Annotated in this window: 15 protein-coding genes, 3 tRNA genes and 1 pseudogene; 17 read left to right on the top strand and 2 right to left on the bottom strand. The window is 58.5% G+C overall.

Features of this window, described 5'->3' with window-relative positions:
• The first annotated feature begins 200 nt into the window (after window positions 1–200).
• The 5 genes from gltB to eno all read left to right on the top strand — a co-directional run bounded on the left by gltB (window position 201) and on the right by eno (window position 10,205).
• The gene (gltB, locus tag AR456_RS03175) at window positions 201–4,649 is read left to right on the top strand and encodes a glutamate synthase large subunit (RefSeq protein WP_021819901.1); all 4,449 of its coding nucleotides are present in this window, start codon (window positions 201–203) and stop codon (window positions 4,647–4,649) included.
• A 51-nt stretch (window positions 4,650–4,700) separates the two neighbouring features.
• Window positions 4,701–6,119 (top strand): FAD-dependent oxidoreductase, encoded by a 1,419-nt coding sequence (locus AR456_RS03180; protein ID WP_021819902.1) that lies wholly within the window; start codon window positions 4,701–4,703, stop codon window positions 6,117–6,119.
• Window positions 6,120–6,346: 227 nt separating this feature from the next.
• Entirely contained in the window at window positions 6,347–8,002 is a 1,656-nt protein-coding gene (locus AR456_RS03185; RefSeq protein WP_021819903.1) for a CTP synthase, read from the top strand.
• Between the two features lie 5 nt (window positions 8,003–8,007).
• Entirely contained in the window at window positions 8,008–8,859 is an 852-nt protein-coding gene (gene kdsA, locus AR456_RS03190) for a 3-deoxy-8-phosphooctulonate synthase (protein ID WP_021819904.1), read from the top strand.
• Window positions 8,860–8,912: 53 nt separating this feature from the next.
• Window positions 8,913–10,205 carry a phosphopyruvate hydratase gene (gene eno / locus AR456_RS03195; RefSeq protein ID WP_021819905.1) on the top strand — a complete coding sequence of 431 codons (1,293 nt, stop codon included), beginning with the start codon at window positions 8,913–8,915 and terminating at the stop codon, window positions 10,203–10,205.
• Window positions 10,206–10,916: 711 nt separating this feature from the next.
• Here eno and fdxA read toward each other — a convergent pair.
• The gene (gene fdxA, locus AR456_RS03200) at window positions 10,917–11,240 is read right to left on the bottom strand and encodes a ferredoxin FdxA (RefSeq protein ID WP_021819906.1); all 324 of its coding nucleotides are present in this window, start codon (window positions 11,238–11,240) and stop codon (window positions 10,917–10,919) included.
• A gap of 237 nt (window positions 11,241–11,477) precedes the next feature.
• Window positions 11,478–14,066 carry a DNA mismatch repair protein MutS gene (mutS, locus tag AR456_RS03205; RefSeq protein WP_021819907.1) on the bottom strand — a complete coding sequence of 863 codons (2,589 nt, stop codon included), beginning with the start codon at window positions 14,064–14,066 and terminating at the stop codon, window positions 11,478–11,480.
• Between the two features lie 432 nt (window positions 14,067–14,498).
• Between mutS and AR456_RS20805 the strand changes: the two genes are divergently transcribed.
• The 12 genes and pseudogenes from AR456_RS20805 (at window position 14,499) to AR456_RS03255 (ending at window position 23,719) form a co-directional block, all read left to right on the top strand.
• A complete protein-coding gene (locus AR456_RS20805) occupies window positions 14,499–14,657 on the top strand; it encodes a YqaE/Pmp3 family membrane protein (protein ID WP_021819908.1) in 159 nt (52 codons plus the stop codon).
• 98 nt (window positions 14,658–14,755) lie between these two features.
• Window positions 14,756–15,247 carry a CinA family protein gene (locus tag AR456_RS03210; RefSeq protein ID WP_021819909.1) on the top strand — a complete coding sequence of 164 codons (492 nt, stop codon included), beginning with the start codon at window positions 14,756–14,758 and terminating at the stop codon, window positions 15,245–15,247.
• Window positions 15,248–15,410: 163 nt separating this feature from the next.
• Complete coding sequence (gene recA / locus AR456_RS03215) at window positions 15,411–16,481, top strand: recombinase RecA (protein ID WP_021819910.1); 1,071 nt, start codon at window positions 15,411–15,413, stop codon at window positions 16,479–16,481.
• Between the two features lie 131 nt (window positions 16,482–16,612).
• Entirely contained in the window at window positions 16,613–17,101 is a 489-nt protein-coding gene (locus tag AR456_RS03220; protein WP_021819911.1) for a regulatory protein RecX, read from the top strand.
• A 390-nt stretch (window positions 17,102–17,491) separates the two neighbouring features.
• Window positions 17,492–20,098 (top strand): alanine--tRNA ligase, encoded by a 2,607-nt coding sequence (gene alaS, locus AR456_RS03225; protein ID WP_021819912.1) that lies wholly within the window; start codon window positions 17,492–17,494, stop codon window positions 20,096–20,098.
• A 114-nt stretch (window positions 20,099–20,212) separates the two neighbouring features.
• Window positions 20,213–21,463, top strand: coding sequence for an aspartate kinase (locus AR456_RS03230; protein ID WP_021819913.1), 1,251 nt, complete (start codon window positions 20,213–20,215; stop codon window positions 21,461–21,463).
• A gap of 210 nt (window positions 21,464–21,673) precedes the next feature.
• Window positions 21,674–21,877 carry a carbon storage regulator CsrA gene (csrA, locus tag AR456_RS03235; protein WP_021819914.1) on the top strand — a complete coding sequence of 68 codons (204 nt, stop codon included), beginning with the start codon at window positions 21,674–21,676 and terminating at the stop codon, window positions 21,875–21,877.
• A gap of 88 nt (window positions 21,878–21,965) precedes the next feature.
• Window positions 21,966–22,058: transfer RNA gene (locus AR456_RS03240), tRNA-Ser, on the top strand.
• Window positions 22,059–22,119: 61 nt separating this feature from the next.
• Window positions 22,120–22,196, top strand: a tRNA-Arg gene (locus tag AR456_RS03245).
• A 74-nt stretch (window positions 22,197–22,270) separates the two neighbouring features.
• A tRNA-Arg gene (locus AR456_RS03250) sits at window positions 22,271–22,347 on the top strand.
• Window positions 22,348–22,647: 300 nt separating this feature from the next.
• Window positions 22,648–22,827: pseudogene (locus AR456_RS21855) on the top strand (IS30 family transposase); the annotation flags it as partial.
• A 34-nt stretch (window positions 22,828–22,861) separates the two neighbouring features.
• Window positions 22,862–23,719 (top strand): PA4780 family RIO1-like protein kinase, encoded by an 858-nt coding sequence (locus AR456_RS03255; protein WP_021819915.1) that lies wholly within the window; start codon window positions 22,862–22,864, stop codon window positions 23,717–23,719.
• Window positions 23,720–23,805: the final 86 nt, after the last annotated feature.

Genomic DNA, 23,805 nt, shown 5'->3' on the forward strand with positions numbered 1-23,805 from the left:
TCTTGCAAGCTACAGATTTACGGTGTTTTTTTACTGAGGCGTCGCTGGCGGGTGATTGCGTGGCAGGCGGGGCGTGGATATGCTTGGGGCTCTTTTTCAGTGCAGTTAGCGATAGTCTGCAAAGATCTAAGATAATAAGAAAAACCAATAATAATATCGCGAAAATGCTGTGACTACAACCCTTCATCTGAGGCGCGCCCATGAACAGAGGTCTTCATCAACCCGGCGAGTTCCGTGACAACTGCGGGTTTGGCCTGATCGCCCACATGGAAGGGCAGGCTAGCCATGAGCTGCTGAGTACTGCCATCGAATCATTGACCTGTATGACGCACCGGGGCGGCATTGCTGCCGATGGCAAAACCGGTGACGGCTGCGGTTTGTTGCTCAAGATGCCCGACACCTTCATGCGCCAGGTGGCCCGCGAGGCAATCGGAGTTGAACTGAGCGAGACATTTGCCGTCGGTGCCATTTTTCTGCCCGACGACGATGCTCGTGAAGCTGCTGCGCGTGAGGTAATGGAGCGTGAACTGACCGAGCGTGGGCTCAAGGTGCTGGGCTGGCGCGATGTGCCAGTCGACCCCAGCGTCTGTGGCCCGATGGCGCTGGAATGTCTGCCGCGCATTCGTCAGCTGTTCGTCGAGCCGGGGGCTGTAGACGGTGAGGCCTTCGATGTCTCGCTGTTCATGGCTCGTCGCCGCGCCGAACAGGCTCTCAAGCATGAAGCCGACTTCTATGTCTGTTCGCTGTCCAGCGAAGTGGTGTCCTACAAGGGCCTGGTGATGCCGGTGGATTTGCCGGCCTTCTATCGCGACCTGGGTGACGAGCGTCTCGAAACCGCCATCTGCGTGTTCCACCAGCGCTTCTCGACCAATACTGCACCGCGCTGGCCGCTGGCACAGCCCTTCCGCATGCTGGCGCACAACGGTGAGATCAATACCATCGAGGCCAACCGTGGCTGGGCCAACTCGCGCAAGGAAAACTTCGTCAGCGAGCGTCTGCCCGAGATCACCGAGCTCGACGAAATCGTCAATACTACCGGCTCCGACTCATCAAGCATGGATAACATGCTGGAGGTGCTGCTGACCGGTGGTATGGAACTGCATCGTGCGGTACGCATGATGGTGCCGCCGGCATGGCAGAACGTCGAGATCATGGATAGTGAGCTGCGTGCCTTCTATGAGTACAACTCCATGCACGTCGAGCCCTGGGATGGTCCGGCGGGTGTGGTCATGACCGATGGTCGCCAGGCACTGTGCATGCTCGACCGCAACGGCCTGCGTCCGGCGCGTTGGGTGATTACCCGTAACGGTTTCATCACTCTGGCTTCAGAGATCGGCACCTATGACTACAAGCCGGAAGACGTAGTCGCCAAGGGGCGTGTAGGTCCGGGCCAGTTGTTGGCCGTGGATACCCAGACCGGGGAAGTGCTGCACACCTCGGATATCGATGCCCGTCTCAAATCAGCTTACCCCTACAAGCGCTGGCTCAAGGAGCAGGCGCAATTCCTCGAATCTGCACTGACTGAGCTGGCGGCCTTCCAGACCATGGATGCCGACCTTCTCAAGGTGCAGCAGAAGATGTTCCAGGTCAGCTTCGAGGAGCGTGACCAGATCTTGCGTCCTCTTGCCGAGAGCGGTCAGGAGGCGGTTGGCTCCATGGGTGACGATACGCCCATGGCGGTACTGTCGAGCAAGCATCGCCTGCTCACCGACTATTTCCGTCAGAAGTTTGCTCAGGTCACCAACCCGGCGATCGACCCGCTTCGCGAGTCGATCGTCATGTCACTGGAAACCTGCTGTGGCGCTGAGCGCAATGTGTTCAAGTCAACGCCGGAGCATGCTCACCGCATCGTGCTGACGACGCCGGTTCTGTCTCCGCGCAAGTTTACCGCGCTGGTGACTCAGGAAGATCCTGCGTTTGCCAGCCAGACACTGTCGCTGGGCTACGACCCTGAACAGATCGGGCTCAAGGCGGCATTGCTTGAGTTGTGTCGTGAGGCAGAAGCAGCGGCGCGTGGCGACAAGGTCATTCTGGTGCTGACGGATGCTGAGCTGCCGAAGGGTCAGGTGCCAATCCATGCTGCGTTGGCCGTCGGTGCCGTGCATCATCATCTCGGCAAGTTGGCATTGCGTCCCAGGGTCAACCTGGTGGTCGAGACCGGCTATGCCCGTGATGCTCACCAGATGGCGGTGCTGTTCGGTGTTGGTGCCACGGCGATTTATCCGTGGCTGGCCTATCAGGTCATGGCCGACATGCATCGCACTGGCGAATTGACCGGTAATCCGGCAGATGGTCGCGAAAACTATCGCAAGGGCCTGCAGAAAGGTCTGTTCAAGATTCTGTCGAAGATGGGGATCTCGACGCTGGCATCCTATCGCGGCTCGCAGTTGTTCGAGGCCGTCGGGCTATCGTCTGACGTCATGGATATGTGCTTCAGCGGTATGGCGTCGCGTATCGAGGGCACCGGCTTCAGCGAGATCCAGCTGCAGCAGCAGGCGCTGGCCAGGACGGCATGGTTGCCACGCAAGGGTATTTCCCATGGCGGCCTGATGAAGTACGTGCATGGCCATGAGTACCACGCCTACAACCCGGATGTGGTCAAGGCGTTGCAGGAGGCGGTTCAGGAGGGCAATTACGCCAAATGGAAGCGTTTTGCCGAGTTGGTCAACGACCGTGAGCCGGCGACCATCCGCGATCTGCTCAAGCTCAAGCCGGCCAGTGCTCCGATTCCTATGGAAGAGGTCGAAAGCGTCGAGGACCTTCTGCCACGCTTCGACAGTGCTGGCATGTCATTGGGCGCACTGTCGCCGGAAGCTCATGAAGCGCTGGCTCAGGCCATGAACGAAGCCGGTGGCCGCTCCAATTCCGGTGAGGGTGGAGAAGACGCATCGCGCTACGGCACCATCCGCAGCTCGAAGATCAAGCAGATCGCCTCGGGGCGTTTCGGTGTGACTCCGGCCTACCTGGTCAATGCCGAAGTGTTGCAGATCAAGGTCGCCCAGGGCGCCAAGCCGGGTGAGGGTGGCCAGTTGCCGGGCGGCAAGGTCAACGAACTGATCGCACGTCTGCGCTACGCGGTACCGGGAGTCACGCTGATCTCACCTCCACCGCATCACGATATCTATTCGATCGAGGATCTGGCGCAGTTGATCTTCGATCTCAAGCAGGTCAACCCGGATGCCCAGGTCTCGGTCAAGCTGGTGTCGGAGCCGGGTATCGGCACCATCGCCACGGGTGTTGCCAAGGCCTATGCTGACCTGATCACCGTCTCCGGTTATGACGGCGGTACCGCCGCCAGCCCGCTGACCTCGATCAAGCATGCCGGTTCGCCCTGGGAGCTGGGCTTGCCCGAGGTGCATCAGGCGCTGCGAATCAACGGCCTGCGCGACAAGATTCGTCTGCAGACTGATGGTGGCCTGAAGACTGGACTCGATGTGGTCAAGGCGGCAATTCTCGGCGCCGAAAGCTTTGGTTTCGGTACCGCGCCAATGGTCGCGCTGGGCTGCAAGTACCTGCGCATCTGTCACCTCAACAATTGTGCGACCGGTGTGGCTACCCAGATGCAGTATCTGCGCGATGAACATTTCCGCGGCACTGTGGACATGGTCAAGCATTACTTCCGCTTCATCGCCGAGGAAGTACGTGAACTGATGGCGCTGGTTGGCGTGCGTAAGCTGACTGACCTGATCGGCCGTACCGATCTGCTTGAGGTGTTCGAAGGGGTAACGGCTTCGCAGCGTAATCTCGATCTGACGCCGCTGTTGGGCAATGACCATGTGCCGGCGGACGCACCGCAGTTCTGCACAGTCAGCCGTAACGTGCCGCATGACCCCGGCAGCAAGAACAAGGAAGTGCTCGATGCGCTGTTGTCGGCAATCGAGAGTAAGGCCGGGGCAGATATGTCCTTCACCATCACCAACTGCGATCGTTCGGTCGGCGCTCTGACGTCGGGAGCCATCGCCAAGCGTTACGGAGAGGTGGGGCTTGAGGATGCACCGGTCACCGCGCGCTTCACCGGTGTGGCGGGGCAGAGTTTTGGCGTGTGGAATGCTCGCGGCTTGAACCTGTACCTGGAAGGTGATGCCAATGACTATGTCGGCAAGGGCATGAATGGCGGCAGGATCGTCATCATTCCGCCGCGTGCCAGTCGCTTCGAGAGCCACAAGACGGCGATTGTCGGCAATACCTGTCTGTATGGGGCTACCGGCGGCAGGCTGTTTGCAGCAGGCACGGCGGGTGAGCGTTTCGGGGTGCGTAACTCTGGCGCACATGCCGTCATCGAAGGTGCCGGGGATCACTGCTGTGAGTACATGACGGGCGGCATGATCTGCGTGCTCGGCGAAACGGGCGTCAATTTCGGTGCGGGCATGACCGGTGGTTTTGCCTATGTGCTTGATGAGGACCGTACCTTCGTTGACAAGTACAACCATGAGTTGGTGGAGATTCACCGCGTCAATACCGAGGCCATGGAGGCCTATCGGCGACACCTGAGAGAGACCATCGAGGAATATGTGGCGGAAACCGGCTCCGAGCGCGGTCGCGACATCCTCGAAGACTTCACCGACGTTGTTCGTCACTTCTGGCTGGTGAAGCCCAAGGCGGCAAGTCTCAATGGTCTGTTGGCTCAGTCCCGGCGGCAGCCGGAATAAGTCGCCGAAGCGCCCCGAACAAACAGGCGCCCCGAACATAGAGGAGTATCCATGGCTACCCGTATGAGTAACGATTTTCAGTTCATTGATGTCGGTCGTCAGGATCCACAGAAGAAGCCGGCACACACGCGTTCGCGCGAGTTTGCCGAGATCTATGAGCCGTATAAACCTCAGGATGCGGTCAGTCAGGCTCACCGTTGTCTGCACTGTGGTAACCCGTACTGTGAATGGAAATGTCCGGTTCACAACTACATTCCCAACTGGCTGCAACTGGTCAGCGAGGGCAATATTCTCGAGGCCGCCGAGTTGTCGCATCGCACCAACTCGCTGCCTGAAGTGTGTGGTCGAGTCTGCCCCCAGGACCGCCTGTGCGAGGGGGACTGCACGCTCAATGATGGCTTCGGTGCGGTGACCATCGGCTCGGTGGAGAAGTACATCACTGATACCGCCTTTGCCATGGGCTGGCGCCCGGACATGAGCCAGGTGACCTGGACCGACCGCAAGGTGGCCATCGTGGGCGCCGGCCCGGCTGGCCTCGGCTGTGCCGACATCCTGGCGCGTAATGGCGTGCGCTCGGTGGTGTTCGACAAGTACCCGGAAATCGGTGGTCTGCTGACCTTCGGTATTCCCGAGTTCAAGCTCGAGAAGACCGTCATGGAGCGGCGTCGGGCGGTGTTCGAGGAAATGGGAGTCGAGTTCCGTCTCAATACCGAGATCGGTAAGGATGTATCGTTCGACCGTCTACTCGAGGAATATGATGCCGTGTTCCTGGGGATGGGGACGTACAACTATATGGAAGGTGGCTTCCCGGGCGAAGGGCTCCCGGGAGTACACAAGGCGCTGGACTACCTGATTGCCAACGTCAACCATTGCCTGGGCTTCGAGAAGGACCCTGCTGACTATGTGTCGTTCAAGGGGCAGCGCGTGGTGGTGTTGGGTGGTGGCGATACGGCGATGGATTGCAACCGCACCGCGATTCGTCAGGGCGCCCGTGAAGTGACCTGTGCCTACCGTCGTGACGAGGACAACATGCCGGGCTCTCGTCGCGAAGTGGCCAATGCTCGTGAAGAAGGGGTCGAGTTTCTGTTCAACCGTCAGCCGGTGGCTGTGGTGGGTGAGGAGCGCGTCGAAGGCGTCAAGGTGGTGCGCACACGCCTGGGTGAACCCGACGAGAATGGACGTCGTCGCCCTGAGGTGGTGCCGGGGTCCGAGGAGATCATCGCTGCCGATGCGGTAGTGATTGCCTTTGGCTTCCAGCCGAGCCCTGCTCCGTGGTTCGAGACCTGGGGAATCGAGATGGATGAGCGTGGGCGTGTCAAGGCGCCGGAACGCGGGGACTTTGCCTTCCAGACGACCAACGAGAAGATCTTCGCCGGTGGCGATATGGTGCGTGGCTCGGATCTTGTGGTTACCGCTGTATATGAAGGACGTCAGGCCGCTGAGGGCATTCTCGATTATCTCGAGGTTTGAGATGATCGGACATGACGTGACCGGCAGGAGCCGAGTTGTTTGCGTAACTGGTTGAACCGGCAATGTTTGTTTCGCCGCCACCTTGCCTTTGTGGCAGGGTGGTGGCTGACGCAGACGGGGTATTCCTGCAACTGAAATTGAGCCATTAGTCGATATCTGCTACGCTGTCGTCCCATCCTGGCGCGGCTTTCTGCCGGGCCTACCGATTACGTTTCGACAGGTTCTCCATGACACGATATATCTTCGTGACCGGCGGCGTTGTGTCCTCACTTGGCAAGGGCATTGCGTCGGCTTCGCTGGCAGCGATTCTTGAGGCTCGCGGACTCAAGGTCACCATGCTCAAGCTCGATCCCTACATCAATGTGGATCCGGGTACCATGAGTCCGTTCCAGCACGGCGAGGTGTTCGTCACCGAGGATGGTGCCGAGACTGACCTGGACCTGGGCCATTACGAGCGCTTCATTCGTACGCGCATGACCCAGTCCAACAACTTCACCACCGGCCGCGTTTATGAGCATGTGCTGCGCAAGGAACGTCGTGGTGACTATCTCGGCGGTACCGTGCAGGTCATTCCGCACATCACCGACGAGATCAAGCGTCGTGTCTATGAAGGCGGCGAAGGCTTTGATGTGGCGCTGGTGGAAATCGGCGGTACGGTCGGTGACATCGAGTCTCTGCCGTTCCTCGAGTCGATCCGTCAGATCCGCAGCGAGTTGGGCGCCCAGCGTGCGCTCTTCATGCACCTTACCCTGGTGCCCTATATCCAGACCGCAGGCGAGACCAAGACCAAGCCGACCCAGCACTCGGTCAAGGAGCTGCGCTCGATCGGTATTCAGCCGGATATTCTGATCTGTCGCTCTGAGGTTGGTCTTGAGGAAGTCGAGCGCCGCAAGATTGCGCTGTTCACCAATGTCGAAGAACGAGCAGTAGTGCCGCTGCAGGATGCCGATACTATCTATCGCATTCCGCTGATGCTGCATGAGTACGGTCTTGACGATATTGTCTGCGACAAGTTTCGCCTTGATGCGGCTCCAGCGGATCTGGCCGAGTGGGTCAAGGTGCTCGATGCCAAGCTCAACCCGCTGAAGTCGATCAATATCGCCATGGTCGGTAAGTACATGGAGCTGCTCGACGCCTACAAGTCGCTCAACGAGGCACTGATTCACGCCGGTATCCAGACCCGGGTGAAGGTCAATGTCGACTATATCGACTCCGAGGACATCGAGCGTCATGGTGCGGATCGTCTGGCCGGCAAGGACGCGATTCTGGTGCCTGGTGGCTTCGGTGAGCGTGGTGTCGAGGGCAAGATCCTCACGGCGCGATACGCTCGCGAGAATGGGATTCCGTACCTGGGGATCTGTCTCGGTATGCAGGTGGCGGTCATCGAGTTTGCCCGCCATATTGCAGGCTGGGATGACGCCAACTCCACCGAGTTTACTCATGAAACTCAGCATCCGGTTGTTGGTCTGATTACCGAGTGGCTGACACCGGAAGGCAAGATCGAGGTGCGCGATGAGGCTTCTGATCTAGGCGGTACCATGCGCCTCGGCGGTCAGGAGTGTCGTCTAGCGAAAGGCAGCAGGGCGCGCGAAGCCTATGGTGATGAAGTGATCGTCGAGCGTCATCGCCACCGCTTTGAGGTCAACAATCAGTTCATCGATGAGTTGGAGAAGGCCGGGCTGGTGATCTCCGGTCGTAGCGTCGACAACTCGCTGGTCGAGATGATCGAGCTACCGGACCACCCCTGGTATGTGGCCTGCCAGTTCCACCCGGAGTTCACATCGACTCCACGCGATGGTCATCCGCTGTTCACTGGCTTCGTCAACGCGGCGTTGAACCACAAGGCACAACGGACTCGTAGCCAGTCTGCACATCAGGAGTAATCCGTATGTCTGCAGCACAACGTACCATCGAATTTGCCGGCCTCAGGGCCGGCAATTCATTGCCGCTGGTCCTGTTTGCCGGGATGAATGTGCTCGAGTCTCGCGACATGGCCATGGAAGTGGCGCAAAAGTATGTCGAAGTGAGCAACAAACTCGGTATTCCCTACGTCTTCAAGGCCAGCTTCGACAAGGCCAATCGCAGTTCGATTCACTCCTTCCGTGGCCCGGGTCTGGAGCAGGGGTTGGAGATACTGGCCGAGGTCAAGGAGCGCTTCGGGGTGCCGGTCATCACCGACGTGCACGAGCCGTATCAGGCGGCTCCGGCGGCTGAAGTTGCCGATATCATCCAGTTGCCGGCCTTCCTTGCGCGCCAGACTGATCTGGTAGTATCGATGGCTGAAACCGGGGCTGTGATCAATATCAAGAAGCCGCAATTTCTGGCTCCGCATGAAATGCGCCACATCATCAGCAAGTTCAAGGAAGCCGGAAACGAGCGTATCCTGCTATGTGAGCGGGGCTCGAGTTTCGGCTACAACAACCTGGTAGTGGACATGCTCGGCTTCGGCGAGATGAAGGATACTGGTTTCCCGTTGTTGTTTGATGTCACTCACTCGCTGCAGCGCCCCGGTGGTCGAGCCGATAGTGCCGATGGGCGCCGAGCCCAGGTACTCGATCTGGCACGTGCGGGAGTGGCCGTAGGTATTGCGGGCCTGTTCCTCGAGGCGCATCCCGATCCGGATGCTGCTCTGTGCGATGGCCCCTGTGCACTGCCACTGGACAAGCTCGAGCCGTTCCTTGTGCAGATCAAGGCATTGGATGATCTGGTCAAGGGGCTCCCCGATATCGAGATTCGCTGACCATTGCTCTACAACGCTGACACAAACCTTTGACACCTGAGGGACAAAAGAACATGACGAAGATTGTTGAAATTCGCGCTCTTGAAGTTCTGGATTCGCGTGGCAACCCCACTGTGCAGGCTGAAGTACGTCTTGAGAGTGGCGCGGTAGGCGTTGCCTGTGCACCAAGTGGTGCTTCCACCGGCTCGCGTGAAGCGCTGGAGCTGCGTGATGGTGACAAGAGTCGCTACCTCGGCAAAGGCGTGCTCAAGGCTGTGGAGGCTGTCAACGGCAAGATTCGCGAGTGCCTGGTAGGCATGGATGCGCGTGATCAGCGCGGTCTCGATAATGCCATGCTCGAGCTTGATGGCACCGACAACAAGGAAAATCTCGGCGCCAACGCCATTCTTGCCGTATCGCTGGCTGCCGCCAAGGCCGCCGCCAACGCCAAGGGTGTCGCGCTCTACGCGCATATTGCCGAGCTCTATGGTCAGCCGGGCCAGTACCTGATGCCGGTGCCGATGATGAATATCCTCAATGGCGGCGAGCATGCCGACAATAACGTCGACATTCAGGAGTTCATGATCCAGCCAGTCGGCGCAGCCAACTTCCGCGAAGCACTGCGCATGGGGGCCGAGGTCTTTCACGCTCTGAAAAAGGTGTTGTCGGCGCGTGGCCTGGCCACTGCAGTAGGTGACGAGGGTGGTTTCGCGCCCAATCTGGCGTCCAATGCTGAAGCGCTGGCGGTGATCAAGCAGGCTGTTGCTGATGCCGGCTATGAGCTGGGTAAGGACATGACGCTGGCGCTGGACTGTGCGGCTAGCGAGTTCTACAAGGATGGCAAGTACGTATTGGCCGGTGAGGACAAGAGCTTCGACTCCGAAGGCTTTGGTGACTACCTGGCCGGTCTGGTCGATGAATACCCGATCGTTTCCATCGAGGACGGTCTGGACGAGTCTGATTGGGATGGCTGGAAGTCGCTGACCAACAAGCTGGGTGATCGTGTGCAGCTGGTAGGTGATGACCTGTTCGTCACCAACACGAAGATCCTCAAGCGCGGCATCGACGAGCAGATCGGCAATTCGATTCTTATCAAGTTCAACCAGATCGGTTCACTGTCCGAAACTCTGGATGCCATTCGTATGGCCCAGGATGCAGGTTTTACTGCGGTAATCTCTCACCGTAGCGGCGAGACGGAAGATACCACCATCGCTGATCTGGCAGTGGGTACCTCGGCGGGACAGATCAAGACGGGTTCTCTGTGTCGTTCCGACCGCGTGGCCAAGTACAACCGTCTTCTGGTGATAGAGCAGGACCTGATGGATCGTGTCGCGTACCCCGGTTTGAGTGCTATCAAAGGGCAATAAGTCACCGGGATATAAGCGATTACTGTTGTTTATCCCGATGCATTTTGTAAGAGATTGACGACAAGATTTGTAAGATATCCGCCAATATACTGCCCTAAAAGCCCGCGAAGCTCTCGCGGGCTTTTTTAATGCATTGATTTATAAGGATAAACTTTTAGTAAACGATAGTGTTGTGCAGTTGGGAGCGTAATCTGCCGAGTTGAGAAGCCGCGTAGAAATGCCAGAATGACAGGCATGGATCAGAGAGGTCAGGCTTCGCAAGCGGTATTGACGGCGAAACTGGTCCTTCCCTGGGGAGACAGCGTTGTGATTGCACGGAGGCGTCCAGCGTTGGCAGGGGAGGGTCAATTGCGCCTGGGGGATTACCCCGAAATACCAACTCTTGATTCAGGATGCGTAATGGATTGCGATTTGAGTGCGCCTGGTGCGACAAGGTAGTTGCTTTCTGGGCAAGGACGTCACTCAAAGGAAGTGAGCGGAAGGAGCCGCTCAAGGACATGCTTGGAGCGGGCGGCCTACGGGCCGCCTTTTTTTTGGTGTCCAGCTTTTACGTTCCAACTGCGAGCAGCTCGAGGTGTACGTAAAGCCCGGCGAGCGAGTTATACAGCGTCAGCTGTAAAAGAAGAGCTCCGACCCCCGGCCTTTTCTGGATGGCCTGTGGCGCGAAGCTCGTTGCTTACCGCTTACCGCTTACCGCTTACCGCTTACCGCTTACCGCTCGAGAAGCTTGAGCTTGTCGCTCTTGCCATCCCACTCCTGGGCGTCGTCGAGTGGGTCCTTTCGTTCGCTGATGTTGGGCCACACTTCCGACAGTTCGGCGTTGATCTCGATGAACTGTTCCTGCCCGTCAGGGAGTTCGTCCTCGGAAAAGATCGCCTCGGCCGGGCACTCCGGCTCGCACAACGCGCAATCGATGCATTCGTCGGGATGGATGACCAGAAAGTTTGGTCCCTCATAGAAACAATCCACCGGGCACACCTCGACACAGTCGGTGTACTTGCACTTGATGCAGTTTTCGGTGACGACGAATGTCATGCCAGTCTCCCTTCCTCTCGCCGGTATCCTGCCGGCAGAAAAATCATTGGTGAGTAATGGCACCAGGTATGCCGGGCGCCAGTTCGTGGTCTTGCGGGCTTGTTGCCGCGCTGATCACGATTAGCTCGTTTGGTTATATCGAGATGGTGTTTTTATAATCACGGTCTTCGAGTGCCACATTCTAGTCCTGCGGGTCGGAAGGGGGCAAGCCTTGCCTGCTTCCAGGTTGCAGATGGTTCAGAGTGCGGCTTTCCACTGATAGAGCAGCTCAAGTGCCTGGCGCGGTGTCAGCTCATCCACTGCCAGCTCTGACAGTTGCTCGAGCAGCGGGTGAGGCGCACTGGCAAACAAATCAGCTTGCTGGGGAGTGCCTGGCATATGGGTGTTCTGTAACTGTGTATGCCCCAGATCGACTTCGTGCTGTTCGAGCGTCGCGAGGCGGGCTCGGGCGGCAGTAATGACTGACTGAGGAACCCCCGCCAATTGTGCCACCTGTAGGCCATAGCTCTGGCTGGCGGGGCCCTCTTCGACGCGGTGCATGAAGATGATTCCATCATTGTGTTCTGCGGCAGTCAGATGCACGTTGGCCACCGTCGTTGCCTGCTCGGCCAGCGCGGTCATCTCGAAGTAGTGGGTGGCAAACAGGGTAAAGGCTCGAGTTTGAGTCAGGTGTTCCGCGCTGGCCCAGGCGAGGGACAGACCGTCGAAGGTACTGGTGCCACGCCCGATCTCATCCATCAGCACCAGGCTTTGTTCAGTGGCATTGTGCAGAATATTCGCGGTTTCGGTCATCTCGACCATGAAGGTTGAGCGTCCGCCAGCAAGATCGTCGCTGGAGCCTATTCGAGTGAAAATGCGGTCCACCGGGCCAATGGTGGCGGAGTCGGCAGGCACGAAGCTGCCTACGTGGGCCAACAGGGTGATCAGTGCGGCCTGGCGCATATAGGTTGATTTACCCCCCATGTTGGGGCCGGTAATCACCAGCATGCGACGCTCATCGTCCATACGCAGATCATTGGGGACGAAGGGGTTGTCACTGACCTGTTCGACAACCGGGTGACGGCCGCCGAGGATGTCGATGCCTGGCGCTTCAGCAAGCGTAGGGCTTACAAGGTCCAGTGCTCGAGCACGTTCGGCAAGCGCGCAGAGTACATCCAGTGCGGCCAGCGCTCGGCCGGTAGCCTGCATCTCACCAAGCTGGGCATTCAGGTTGTCGAGCAATCCATCATAGAGCAGCTTTTCGCGAGCGAGGGCGCGGGACTTTGCCGATAGCGCCTTGTCCTCGAACTCCTTGAGTTCGGGGATGATGAAGCGTTCGGCATTTTTCAGCGTCTGGCGACGGATATAGTCAACCGGCACCTCGCGCGCCTGGGAGCGAGGAATTTCGATGTAGTAGCCATGGACCCGGTTGTAGCCGACCTTGAGGCTTGCTAGTCCGGTGCGCTCACGCTCTCCGGTCTCGAGCTGCACCAGGTAGTCGCCGGCATGCTCGGCAAGGCCGCGATACTCATCCAGTTCGGCATCGAAACCATCGGCGATCACACCGCCATCGCGAATCACCACCGGGGGATTGTCGATCAGGGCCCGGGTCAGCGTGTCGGCGAGTTCAGGGTAGGGGTGAATATGCTGCCTGAGGTCGTCTAATGCAGTGCCTTCGGCAAATGTGGTCAGGTTGCCCTCCAGCGCCGGGAGGGCATTGAAGGCGTCGCGAAGACGGGCCAGATCGCGTGGGCGAGCGCTATAGAGAGCCACTCGTGCAAGGATGCGCTCGACATCACCGATGGCCTTGAGCTCGTCGCGCAGCCCCTGGTAATCGTCGCGATCCAGCAGCAGTGAGATGGCGGCCTGGCGTCCCTGCACCTGCTGACGATCACGCAAGGGCCGGTTCAGCCAGCGCTTCAGGAGGCGTGATCCCATGGCAGTAGTGGTGGTGTCGAGCACGCTGGCCAGCGTGTTGTCGCTATTGCCGCCGAGATTGGTGTCGATCTCCAGGTTGCGGCGGCTGGCGGCGTCGATGACCACCGCATCATCGCGGTTCTCGACACCGAGAGAGGTGACGTGGGGCAGAGCACTGCGCTGTGTGTCGCGGGCATAATCGATCAATACTCCCGCTGCGATGATCCCGGCCTGTAAGTGGGCGCAGCCGAAGCCGCGTAGATCCTGGACGCCGAACTGATCGCACAGCACGCGCGTGGAGCTTTCCAGGTCAAACAGCCAATCGCTCTGGCGACGCAGGCCTCGGCGTTCGGAGAGGGCGCCTGGCAGCGTCTGGCTTTCTGCGACCAGCAGTTCGGCAGGATCGAGACGTGTCAGTTCGCCCAGCAGCTCGGCTTCGCTGTCGATTTCGAGAACACTGAAACGTCCGCTGGACAGCTCCAGCCAGGCGATGCCGATATGTTCGCCAGTGGGAGCGATAGCGACCAACAGGTTGTCACGACGGGCATCCAGCAGTGCTTCGTCATACAGAGTGCCGGGAGTGACAATGCGCACTACCTTGCGCTCGACCGGACCCTTTGAGGTTGCCGGGTCACCGATCTGCTCACAGATTGCCACCGATTCGCCAGCCGCAACCAGCCGTGCCAGATATCCTTCGGCGCTATGATAGGGTATGCCGGCCATGGGAATAGGCTTGCCCGCCGACTGCCCGCGCTGGGTCAAGGTGATGTCGAGCAGCGCCGAGGCGCGCCTGGCATCGTCGAAGAACAGCTCGTAGAAATCGCCCATGCGATAGAACAACAGCACCTCGGGATGCTCCCGCTTGATCTTGAGGAACTGGGTCATCATTGGCGTATGGGCGGGGGGGCTGGGCTTGGCCATGTCGTTCATTGGGACTTGATGATTCCTGTGGCGAGTGGCTTGTCGTCATGGGCGTCTGGCGATCGCACAGAATAGCACGACGACACGGGCATTCTGTAGCCGTTCAGGCCTTCCGGAGCTTACAGCTCAATGTGCCCAATCGCAGGAGATACTGGTCCTGTGGTTGATTCAGTACAACCGCAGGGAACGTAACGCTGGGCAATTTGTCCAGAGTTGTGACAGCGTGCCCTGAGCCGTAACAGTGTGTCCCGAGCCGTGACAATGTTGAAAATTGCGTGAACTTGCCACCGAGTGATTTGTAGTGATCGGGCCCCACGGTTACGCTGTTTCGGCTATGGTGACATCAATCGGTGACATCCATGATTGACGACACCGGTTGGTAGCATTCTGCTTGCCTTGTGCAGATCCTGTACATGACTGACTAGCTAAAGGAGCGCGTATATGGACGTTATTCGCATTATTCTGGCCATTCTTCTTCCTCCGGTAGGGGTGTTCCTGCAAGTGGGGTTTGGTCTGCACTTCTGGCTCAATATTCTACTGACGCTTCTCGGCTATATCCCCGGCATTGTTCACGCGGTGTGGATCATCGCCAGACGCTGATGCTGGACGCTCGGTTGTTGATTGCATGCACCTACCATTTCATGACGACCAATGCGGCGCCGAGTAGGGCGCCGTGTTGGTTCTGAGGCATTGGCTATATGTCTGAATTGTTGAAAGCATCGCAGTCTCTTGCAGAACGCCTGGGCCAGAGATGTCTCGAGCTGGGGATCAGTGTCACCGCTGCGGAGTCCTGCACCGGTGGCGGAGTCGCGGCGGCGATTACCGATATTGCTGGCAGCTCGGAGTGGTTCGAGGCGGGCTATGTTACCTACTCCAATGCGGCCAAGACTCGCCTGCTGGGGGTGTCGACAGCGATACTCGAGCAGCACGGCGCAGTCAGTGAGGCTGTGGTCGAGTCCATGGTGGCAGGTGCTTGTACCGATAGCGGTGCTCAGGCCGGGGTGGCGATCAGTGGTGTCGCTGGCCCGGGGGGAGGTAGTGCTGAGAAGCCGGTGGGCACCGTGTGGCTGGCGTGGAGCGTCAAGGGGCGGGTTGATGCGCAGCGCTTCCTGTTCGAGGGCGATCGATCTGCGGTACGGCAGCAGTCAGTGGTAACCGCGCTGGAAGGTTTGCTCGAGCGTTTGGCATAGCCCCGATAGTGCATTCTTCGGAGGATTGTTCATGACCACGCGAAAGACTGGTCGCCGCCGGAATTTTTCGTCATACTACTGTTCAGCCATACAGTAATTTGTCGGGTCGCCGAGCGACTTCGAGGACAACGGTCAACAGATAACCGGTAACAGGAGCTCCACCATGGCGCAGGATGAAAATCGTACGAAGGCGCTGAACGCCGCTCTTTCCCAGATCGATCGCCAGTTCGGCAAGGGTACCGTCATGCGGCTCGGTGATGCGCCGCGCGTTGTCATGCCCTCGGTCTCCACCGGCTCCCTGGGGCTGGATATCGCTTTGGGCATTGGTGGTTTGCCCTATGGCCGTGTGGTCGAGATATTCGGTCCGGAATCCTCGGGCAAGACGACTCTGACCCTGTCCGTGATTGCCCAGGCGCAGCGTGATGGCAAGACCTGTGCCTTCATTGACGCCGAGCATGCACTGGATCCGAGTTATGCCGAGAAGCTGGGCGTCAACCTGGATGACCTGTTGGTCTCGCAGCCGGATACGGGCGAGCAGGCGCTGGAAATCTGCGACATGCTGGTACGTTCCGGTGGTGTCGACGTGATCATCATCGATTCTGTGGCGGCACTGACGCCACGCGCCGAGATTGAAGGTGAGATGGGTGACTCCCACGTTGGCCTCCAGGCTCGTTTGATGTCTCAGGCATTGCGCAAGATCACCGGCAATATCAAGAACGCCAACTGCATGGTGGTGTTCATCAACCAGATCCGCATGAAGATCGGGGTCATGTTCGGTAGCCCGGAGACCACGACCGGTGGTAACGCGCTCAAGTTCTACGCCAGTGTGCGTCTGGATATCCGGCGTACCGGTTCGGTCAAGCAGGGCGATGAGGTCGTGGGTAACGAGACTCGCGTCAAGGTGGTCAAGAACAAGGTGGCACCGCCGTTCCGTCAAGCCGAGTTCCAGATTCTGTATGGCAAGGGCATCTATCATGCCGGTGAAGTGATCGATTTGGGTGTGCAGTGCAAACTGGTCGATAAAGCGGGGGCCTGGTACAGCTATCAAGGCAACAAGATTGGTCAAGGCAAGGCCAACTCCGCTCAGTTCCTCGAGGACAATCCGGCGATCTTGAACGAGATCGAGACCCAGATTCGTGCTCAGTTGCTGTCTCAGCCTGATGCGAAGAAGGATGAGAAGGAAGAGGTTGCAGAGCTTCCTGTGGGTGAAGATCTCGGTGATGACTTGCTGTAGCGGTATCTGCCACCAGAGCAGTGGTAGTGGTGGCGAGAGTGGTGCAGGAAATAATGGTAGAATCACTCGGGCTCCGCATGGCGGGGCCCGATGCGTATCTGATGATGCGTATTTGATGAATAGGCCGACCGATGTGGGATGTTGCGAAAGCTGCTGACAGCACGCCGCGAGGTGATGCCATTCGTCTGCTGGCGAGGCGTGAATATTCACGTCACGAGCTGACGGAACGCTTGAGGGCAAGAGGTCACGATGGTGACGCAGTGGCTGATGCCCTGCAGCAGCTTGCCGATGAAGGGCTGCAGAGTGATGAGCGTTTCGCCGAGTGCTTGCTGCGCGATCGGATACTACGCGGTCAGGGGCCGATCAAGATGCTGGCTGAGCTGGGGCGGCGAGGCGTAGATCGCCAGTTGGCACGCCAGAGCCTGGTCGAACTCGAGAGGCAGCAGGGAGTAGACTGGAGCGAGCGGGCCAGTGAGGTCTTGCGGCGGCGCTTTGGCGAAGATATGACACAAGGCCTCTCTCCTCGCGAGCGCGCGCGTCGCGAGCGCTTTCTGGCTGGCCGAGGTTTTGATTTTGAGCAGGTGCGTAATGCACTGCGTGGGGGAGAGGAAGAGCTGTAAGCGGTAAGTTATAAGCTGTAAGTAAACCCTGCAGCGGCGAGCGTAGCAGCCACGAGCCACGAGCCACGAGCCATGAGAGCGCTACGCTTGAGCTCGCGCCCTGACTGACCTTGCTGGAGCTTTTGTCTGTCAGCTGTAGCGATGACACTGAACAGCTCATGGCTTTATATTGCTCGAGCCCCGAAGTGGCGGGGCTGCACTGTGCCTTTACAGGGTAGTGCGAGCAATGAGTTGATATCCCCCACTTTAGTCGCTTGACAACTACGCTATAATGTTTCCCCTTTGACCAGCCCCGGGCCATGAATCTTGATGCGTTCCGAGGCTGCTGGCATGCACTGCAGATAGCGCAGCCAGCCCGACGGCTTCCATGCTCATCGCCACGGAATTTTCATGAAAAGCGCAGATATCAGACAGGCCTTTCTGAGTTACTTCGAAGAACACGGCCACACTCGCGTGCCCTCCAGCTCACTGGTTCCAGGCAACGACCCGACGCTGCTGTTCACCAATGCCGGCATGGTGCCGTTCAAGGATGTGTTCCTTGGCCGGGACCCGCGTGATTATGTTCGTGCAACCTCGTCTCAGCGCTGTGTGCGTGCCGGTGGCAAGCACAATGACCTCGACAATGTTGGTTACACCGCGCGCCATCACACCTTCTTCGAAATGCTGGGGAACTTCAGTTTCGGCGATTACTTCAAGCGTGATGCCATCCGTTTCGCCTGGACCTTCCTTACCGAAGTGATGGGCCTGCCGAAGGAAAAGTTGTGGGTCACTGTGCATATCAGTGACGATGAGGCCGAGCGTATCTGGAAGGACGATATGGGGATTGACCCCACTCGCTTCTCGAAGCTCGATGAAGACAACTTCTGGCAGATGGGCGATACCGGCCCCTGTGGACCAAGCTCGGAGATATTCTTCGATCATGGCCCGGAAGTGGCAGGCGGTCCTCCGGGCAGTCCGGATGAGGATGGTGACCGCTATATCGAGATCTGGAACCTGGTATTCATGCAGTTCGATCGCGACAGCCAGGGCAATCTGAACCCGCTGCCCAAGCCGTCCATCGATACCGGTATGGGGCTGGAGCGTGTCGCTGCCGTTATGCAGGGCGTGCACTCCAACTACGAGATCGATCTGTTCCAGAACCTGCTCAAGGCGGCTGCCGAGGCCACTGAGCATGCCGATACCACTACGCCCTCACTGCGTGTGATCGCCGACCATATCCGCTCCTGTGCCTTCCTGATCACCGACGGTGTGCTGCCTTCCAATGAGGGGCGTGGCTATGTGCTGCGTCGTATCATTCGTCGTGCCATTCGTCACGGCCACAAGCTGGGCGCGCGTGGCAGCTTCTTCCATCGTCTGGTGGCGGCGCTGGATGCCGAAATGGGCGATGCCTACCCTGAACTGCGTCAGGCACGTGGGCAGATCGAACGGGTGTTGCTCAAGGAAGAAGAGCAGTTCGCGCGCACCCTTGATCACGGTATGGGGCTGCTGGAAACGGCGCTGAGCGAACTCGACGGCGACACATTGCCGGGTGAAACCATCTTCAAGCTCTATGACACCTATGGCTTCCCCTACGATCTGACCGCGGATGTCTGCCGTGAACGTGGCGTCGGCCTGGATGAGACCGGTTTTGAGCGTGAACTTGAGGCTCAGCGTGAGCGAGCGCGGGCGGCTAGCCAGTTTGGCGCTGAATATGGCGCCACTATCGAGCTGGAGGGTCAGACCGATTTCACCGGTTATGAACGCCTCGAAGATGAGGCTACCGTGGTCGGTCTGTTTGATAGTGAGGGCAATGCGCTGGTCGCTCTCGAGCCCGAGCAGCGTGGCGTGGTCGTTCTGGACCGCACTCCCTTCTATGGTGAGTCCGGTGGTCAGGTTGGCGACACCGGTTATCTACAGCTGGCCGAAGGGCGTTTCCTGGTCAAGGACACGCAGAAGCAGGCTGGCCATCACCTGCATCAGGGTGTCCTGCTGGAAGGTTCGCTCGAGGTCGGCGCGAAGGTGACTCCGCAGGTCGATGCCTCGCTGCGTACCGCTACCGTGCGTAACCACTCGGCAACGCACCTGTTGCACAAGGCCTTGCGCATGGTGCTTGGCGATCATGTCCAGCAGAAAGGCTCGCTGGTGACGCCGGAGCGTCTGCGCTTCGACTTCAGCCATTTCGAAGCCATGACGGCCGAACAGCTCAAGGAAGTCGAGCGCCTGGTCAACGAGCAGGTGTTGGCCAACGCGCCGACGCGGGTCGAGACCATGACGCTTGACGAGGCCAGGGAGCGCGGCGCAGCGGCACTGTTCGAAGCCAAGTACGCTGACCGGGTTCGGGTGCTGACCATTGGTGCCGACGACTACTCCGTCGAGCTGTGTGGCGGCACTCATGTCCAGCGTAGTGGCGATATCGGCTGCTTCCACATCGTCACCGAGGCAGGTATTGCCTCTGGTGTGCGGCGTATTGAAGCGATTACCGGTGAAGGTGCTCTGGCCTGGTTCGCTGCACAGGAAGATAGCCTGCAGCGTGTCGCCGAGCGCCTCAAGGCGCGTCCGGAGCAGATCGAAGAACGTGTCGAGTCACTGGTCGAGCGTAATCGAAGTCTCGAGAAGGAGCTTGAGCGCCTCAAGGCGAAACTGGCCAGCGCTGCGGGTAGCGATATGCTCAGCCAGGCGCAGGAGATCAAGGGCGTCAAGGTGCTGAGCACTCAGCTTGAAGGTGTTTCGGGCAAGGACCTGCGTGGTGTACTCGACCAACTCAAGAACAAGCTTGGGTCTGGTGTTGTAGTACTGGGAGTTGCTGATGACGCGGCGGGGAAGGTCAGTCTGATTGCCGGTGTGACCGATGATCTGACCGCGAGAGTCAAGGCGGGAGAGTTGATCAATCATGTCGCTGGACAGGTGGGTGGCAAGGGCGGTGGCCGCCCAGACATGGCTCAGGCTGGTGGCAGCGATGTGGCTGCATTGCCCGCGGCGCTGGATAGCGTATCGGATTGGTTGAATACCAGGCTTTGACCAATCCAGGTCGGAGAGAACCACAGGCTCTCCGGCCTTTTTTCTGCCCTCTGACGGCAGCACATAACCGTTTGATTCATAGCATAACAGTCCAACGAGCGAGGAAGACGGCATATGGCACTATACGTACAGAAGTTCGGTGGGACGTCGGTCGGCTCGGTGGAGCGAATCAAGGCCGTGGCCGAGAAGGTCAAGGGCTTTCGTGATCAGGGCCATCAGATTGTCGTAGTGGTTTCCGCCATGAGCGGTGAGACCAACCGTCTGATTGGCCTGGCCAACGAGATCAATGACGAACCGACCCCCCGGGAAATGGATATGCTGGTATCCACCGGTGAGCAGGTGACAATTTCTCTGCTGGCGATGGCGTTGCACAAGCTGGGAGTGCCCGCCACGTCCTATACCGGTTCCCAGGTCGGCATTCTGACCGACAGTGCGCATACCAAGGCACGTATCCAGCGTATCGAGACTGATGAGATACGCGAAGACCTTGATGAAGGTCGGGTGGTGGTAGTCGCAGGTTTTCAGGGTGTGGATGAAGAAGGCAACATTACCACTCTTGGACGCGGTGGCTCCGATACCACCGGTGTCGCTCTGGCAGCTGCCCTGAAGGCTGATGAGAGCCAGATCTATACCGATGTCGATGGTGTCTATACCACCGATCCGCGCGTATGCTCCAAGGCCCAGCGTCTCGATACCATTACCGTCGAGGAAATGCTTGAGCTGGCCAGCCTTGGCTCCAAGGTTCTACAGATTCGCGCTGTCGAATTTGCCGGTAAATACAATGTTCCGCTGCGCGTGCTGTCCAGTTTCGAGGACGGCCCCGGCACCCTGATCGTTGCAGAATCCGAACAAGACGAGGACTCCATGGAAGAACCGCTGATCTCCGGTATCGCCTTTACCGCCAATGAAGCCAAGCTGACGTTGCTTAACACTCCCGATGTGCCGGGGGTTGCGTCACGCATCCTTGGTCCGATCGCCGACGCCAATATTGAAGTCGACATGATCGTGCAGAACGTTGCGCCCGCGGGTGACTACACTGATTTTACATTCACGGTGGCCAAGGGGGACTTCAAGCAAACTACGCGGATTCTCGAAGACAAGGTGATTCCGGAACTCGGGGGTGGTGAACTGCGTGGCGATGACAATATCGCCAAGGTCTCTTTGGTCGGCGTGGGAATGCGTTCACATGCTGGTGTTGCCTCGAAGATGTTCCGCGTACTGGCGGACGAGAATATCAACATCCGTATGGTGTCTACCTCGGAAATCAAGATATCCGTAGTAATCGACGAGAAGCATATGGAGCTTGCTGTCCGAGCCCTGCATGAGGCTTTTGGACTCGACAAGTCTGATATCGAGAGCGAATAAGCAGCCTCGCTGCCGCGTACAGCATCTACGCTACAGGAAGGAGCCCCGCACATATTCCGCATATATATTGGTGCGGGGCTTCCCTTAAACGGCACAATCAGGTGTCATGAGGCGTTGTTGTCCGTCCCAATGATGAGTACCCGGACAACTGCTGGCCTGTTCGCAGGCAGCGAAGCGACTCTCGTAACAGGTCTGAGAAGGAGATCAGTCATGCTCATCCTGACACGCCGCGTCGGCGAAACCCTTATGATCGGTGACGACATCACTGTCACTGTTCTAGGGGTCAAGGGAAATCAGGTGCGTATAGGTGTCAATGCGCCGAAGGACGTTGCAGTTCATCGTGAAGAGATCTATCAACGTATCCAGCGCGAAAAGTCCGGCGGTAGCACTGGCGATGATGATGGCGAGAATTGATCATTGACCAGTCTGATGTGTAGTTATTTTTCACTTCAGACTGGACAATGACCTTGGTTATCGGTAGGATACGCACCGTGCCGATGAGGGAGAGGTGGCCGAGTGGCTGAAGGCGCTCCCCTGCTAAGGGAGTATGGGGTTTATAGCCTCATCGAGGGTTCGAATCCCTCCCTCTCCGCCATTCGATAAAGACATCGATAAGATGTCATTACTGGAATGGAACTTCGGCATCGCAGGATTACGCGCCCGTAGCTCAGCTGGATAGAGTACCTGACTACGAATCAGGTGGTCGGAGGTTCGAATCCTCCCGGGCGCGCCATCTTGTAAAAATCCTGGGTGAAGGGAGCATTTCCGTTCTTCAGGTAGTTTTGTAATGAGTTGCTCATTACCTATGCGCCCGTAGCTCAGCTGGATAGAGTACCTGACTACGAATCAGGTGGTCGGAGGTTCGAATCCTCCCGGGCGCGCCAGATTCCGACCCGTCCTCTTGCGAGGGCGGGTTTTTTGTCTCTGCTGAAATCTGTTGGCCGTCTTGCTGGGCATTGCCCGCCGGTCAGATCGTTTATGCACCCTCCTCGTGAGGGTGTTTTTTTTGGTGCATCAGGCATGGTCAGTTGCGCCTTGGTTGGCGCTGGTCTTGAGAGTGGTGCTCGGGATAACCTAGGGGAAAGTCACCTGTACGCCGGGCAATGGGTAGTGCTGGTCGAACGGCAGGAGTGTCCATCGCGAACTGAAACCTGAAGAGCTGAAAGTACCGTGGAGGCCTGTGACGGCGGTGTTTTCCGACGGCGACTGACTTTCAGCAGGTCACCGGTGCCGGGGTGCGACGAGCAGTAAACAAGCTGAGCAATCGCTCATGAAGGCGTCTCGGCTATCGGACACCGGCACAGGTGTTTCTGGGTGAATGCTCGGCAGCGCTGGGCACAGCGGGTGCTGCATTTTTTGGTTGAATTCAGGACTGAACAGGACGGATTACCAGGAACAATGAAAGTACCCAAGAGATTACAACCGCTGGTCGATGATGGCATGATCGATGAGGTTATCGCCCAGTTGATGAGCGGCAAGGAAGCGCAGGTGTATGTGGTGCGTTGCGGTGACGACTTGCGCTGTGCCAAGATTTTCAAGGAAGCCAGGCAGCGCAGCTTCAAGCAGGCGGTGCAGTACCAGGAAGGCCGTAAGACGCGCAACAGCCGCCGCGCCAGGGCGATGTCGAAGAAGACCCGCTATGGCCAGCAGGAGCAGGAACAGGCGTGGCTGAATGCTGAGGTCGATGCCCTGTATCGGCTGGCGTCGGCCGGCGTGCGCGTTCCTCAGCCCTGTGGCTTCGTCAATGGCGTACTGCTGATGGAGCTGGTCTCCGACGGCGAGGGTTACGCCGCTCCGCGGCTGGATGACGTCACGTTGAGCGCGGAGCAGGCCCGCGACTATCACGGCCTGGTGATGGCCGACGTCGTGCGCATGCTGTGTGCCGGCCTGGTACATGGCGACCTTTCGGAGTTCAACGTGCTGGTGGACCGCCACGGCCCGGTGATCATCGATTTACCTCAGGCGGTGGATGCATCCGGCAACAACAGCGCTGCCATGATGCTGGAGCGCGATGTCGACAATATGCGCGCTTATTTCGGCCGCTTCGCCCCGGAGCTGTTGAAAACCGAATACGGCAAGGAGATCTGGGCGCTCTATGAGGCGGGTGAGCTGCACCCGGACAGCTCCCTTACCGGGCATTTCGAGCATGACGCGACCAGTGTCGACGTCGGGAACCTGATGGCTGTCATCGATGACGTTCGTGAGGAGCAGGCCGAGCGCATGGCGCCGACCTGGGACGAGCTGAACGGCGATTGACGAGCCTGGTCGGCCCTGGAGGTCGAGCCACGAGTTGACCTGATCCACTTTCAGGGCGTGTTTGTCCCAGCATCAGACGCAAGGCC

The sequence above is a fragment of the Halomonas huangheensis genome, from assembly GCF_001431725.1.
Taxonomy (GTDB): Bacteria; Pseudomonadota; Gammaproteobacteria; order Pseudomonadales; family Halomonadaceae; genus Halomonas; species Halomonas huangheensis.

Excerpts from the sequence above, each read along its gene's own strand:
- fdxA (WP_021819906.1), bottom strand. The coding sequence starts at position 11,240 with ATGACATTCGTCGTCACCGAAAACTGCATCAAGTGCAAGTACACCGAC.
- csrA (WP_021819914.1), top strand. The coding sequence starts at position 21,674 with ATGCTCATCCTGACACGCCGCGTCGGCGAAACCCTTATGATCGGTGAC.
- eno (WP_021819905.1), top strand. The coding sequence starts at position 8,913 with ATGACGAAGATTGTTGAAATTCGCGCTCTTGAAGTTCTGGATTCGCGT.
- mutS (WP_021819907.1), bottom strand. The coding sequence starts at position 14,066 with ATGAACGACATGGCCAAGCCCAGCCCCCCCGCCCATACGCCAATGATG.
- AR456_RS03230 (WP_021819913.1), top strand. The coding sequence starts at position 20,213 with ATGGCACTATACGTACAGAAGTTCGGTGGGACGTCGGTCGGCTCGGTG.
- kdsA (WP_021819904.1), top strand. The coding sequence starts at position 8,008 with ATGTCTGCAGCACAACGTACCATCGAATTTGCCGGCCTCAGGGCCGGC.
- alaS (WP_021819912.1), top strand. The coding sequence starts at position 17,492 with ATGAAAAGCGCAGATATCAGACAGGCCTTTCTGAGTTACTTCGAAGAA.
- AR456_RS03220 (WP_021819911.1), top strand. The coding sequence starts at position 16,613 with ATGTGGGATGTTGCGAAAGCTGCTGACAGCACGCCGCGAGGTGATGCC.
- gltB (WP_021819901.1), top strand. The coding sequence starts at position 201 with ATGAACAGAGGTCTTCATCAACCCGGCGAGTTCCGTGACAACTGCGGG.
- AR456_RS03185 (WP_021819903.1), top strand. The coding sequence starts at position 6,347 with ATGACACGATATATCTTCGTGACCGGCGGCGTTGTGTCCTCACTTGGC.
- recA (WP_021819910.1), top strand. The coding sequence starts at position 15,411 with ATGGCGCAGGATGAAAATCGTACGAAGGCGCTGAACGCCGCTCTTTCC.
- AR456_RS03180 (WP_021819902.1), top strand. The coding sequence starts at position 4,701 with ATGGCTACCCGTATGAGTAACGATTTTCAGTTCATTGATGTCGGTCGT.
- AR456_RS20805 (WP_021819908.1), top strand. The coding sequence starts at position 14,499 with ATGGACGTTATTCGCATTATTCTGGCCATTCTTCTTCCTCCGGTAGGG.
- AR456_RS03255 (WP_021819915.1), top strand. The coding sequence starts at position 22,862 with ATGAAAGTACCCAAGAGATTACAACCGCTGGTCGATGATGGCATGATC.
- AR456_RS03210 (WP_021819909.1), top strand. The coding sequence starts at position 14,756 with ATGTCTGAATTGTTGAAAGCATCGCAGTCTCTTGCAGAACGCCTGGGC.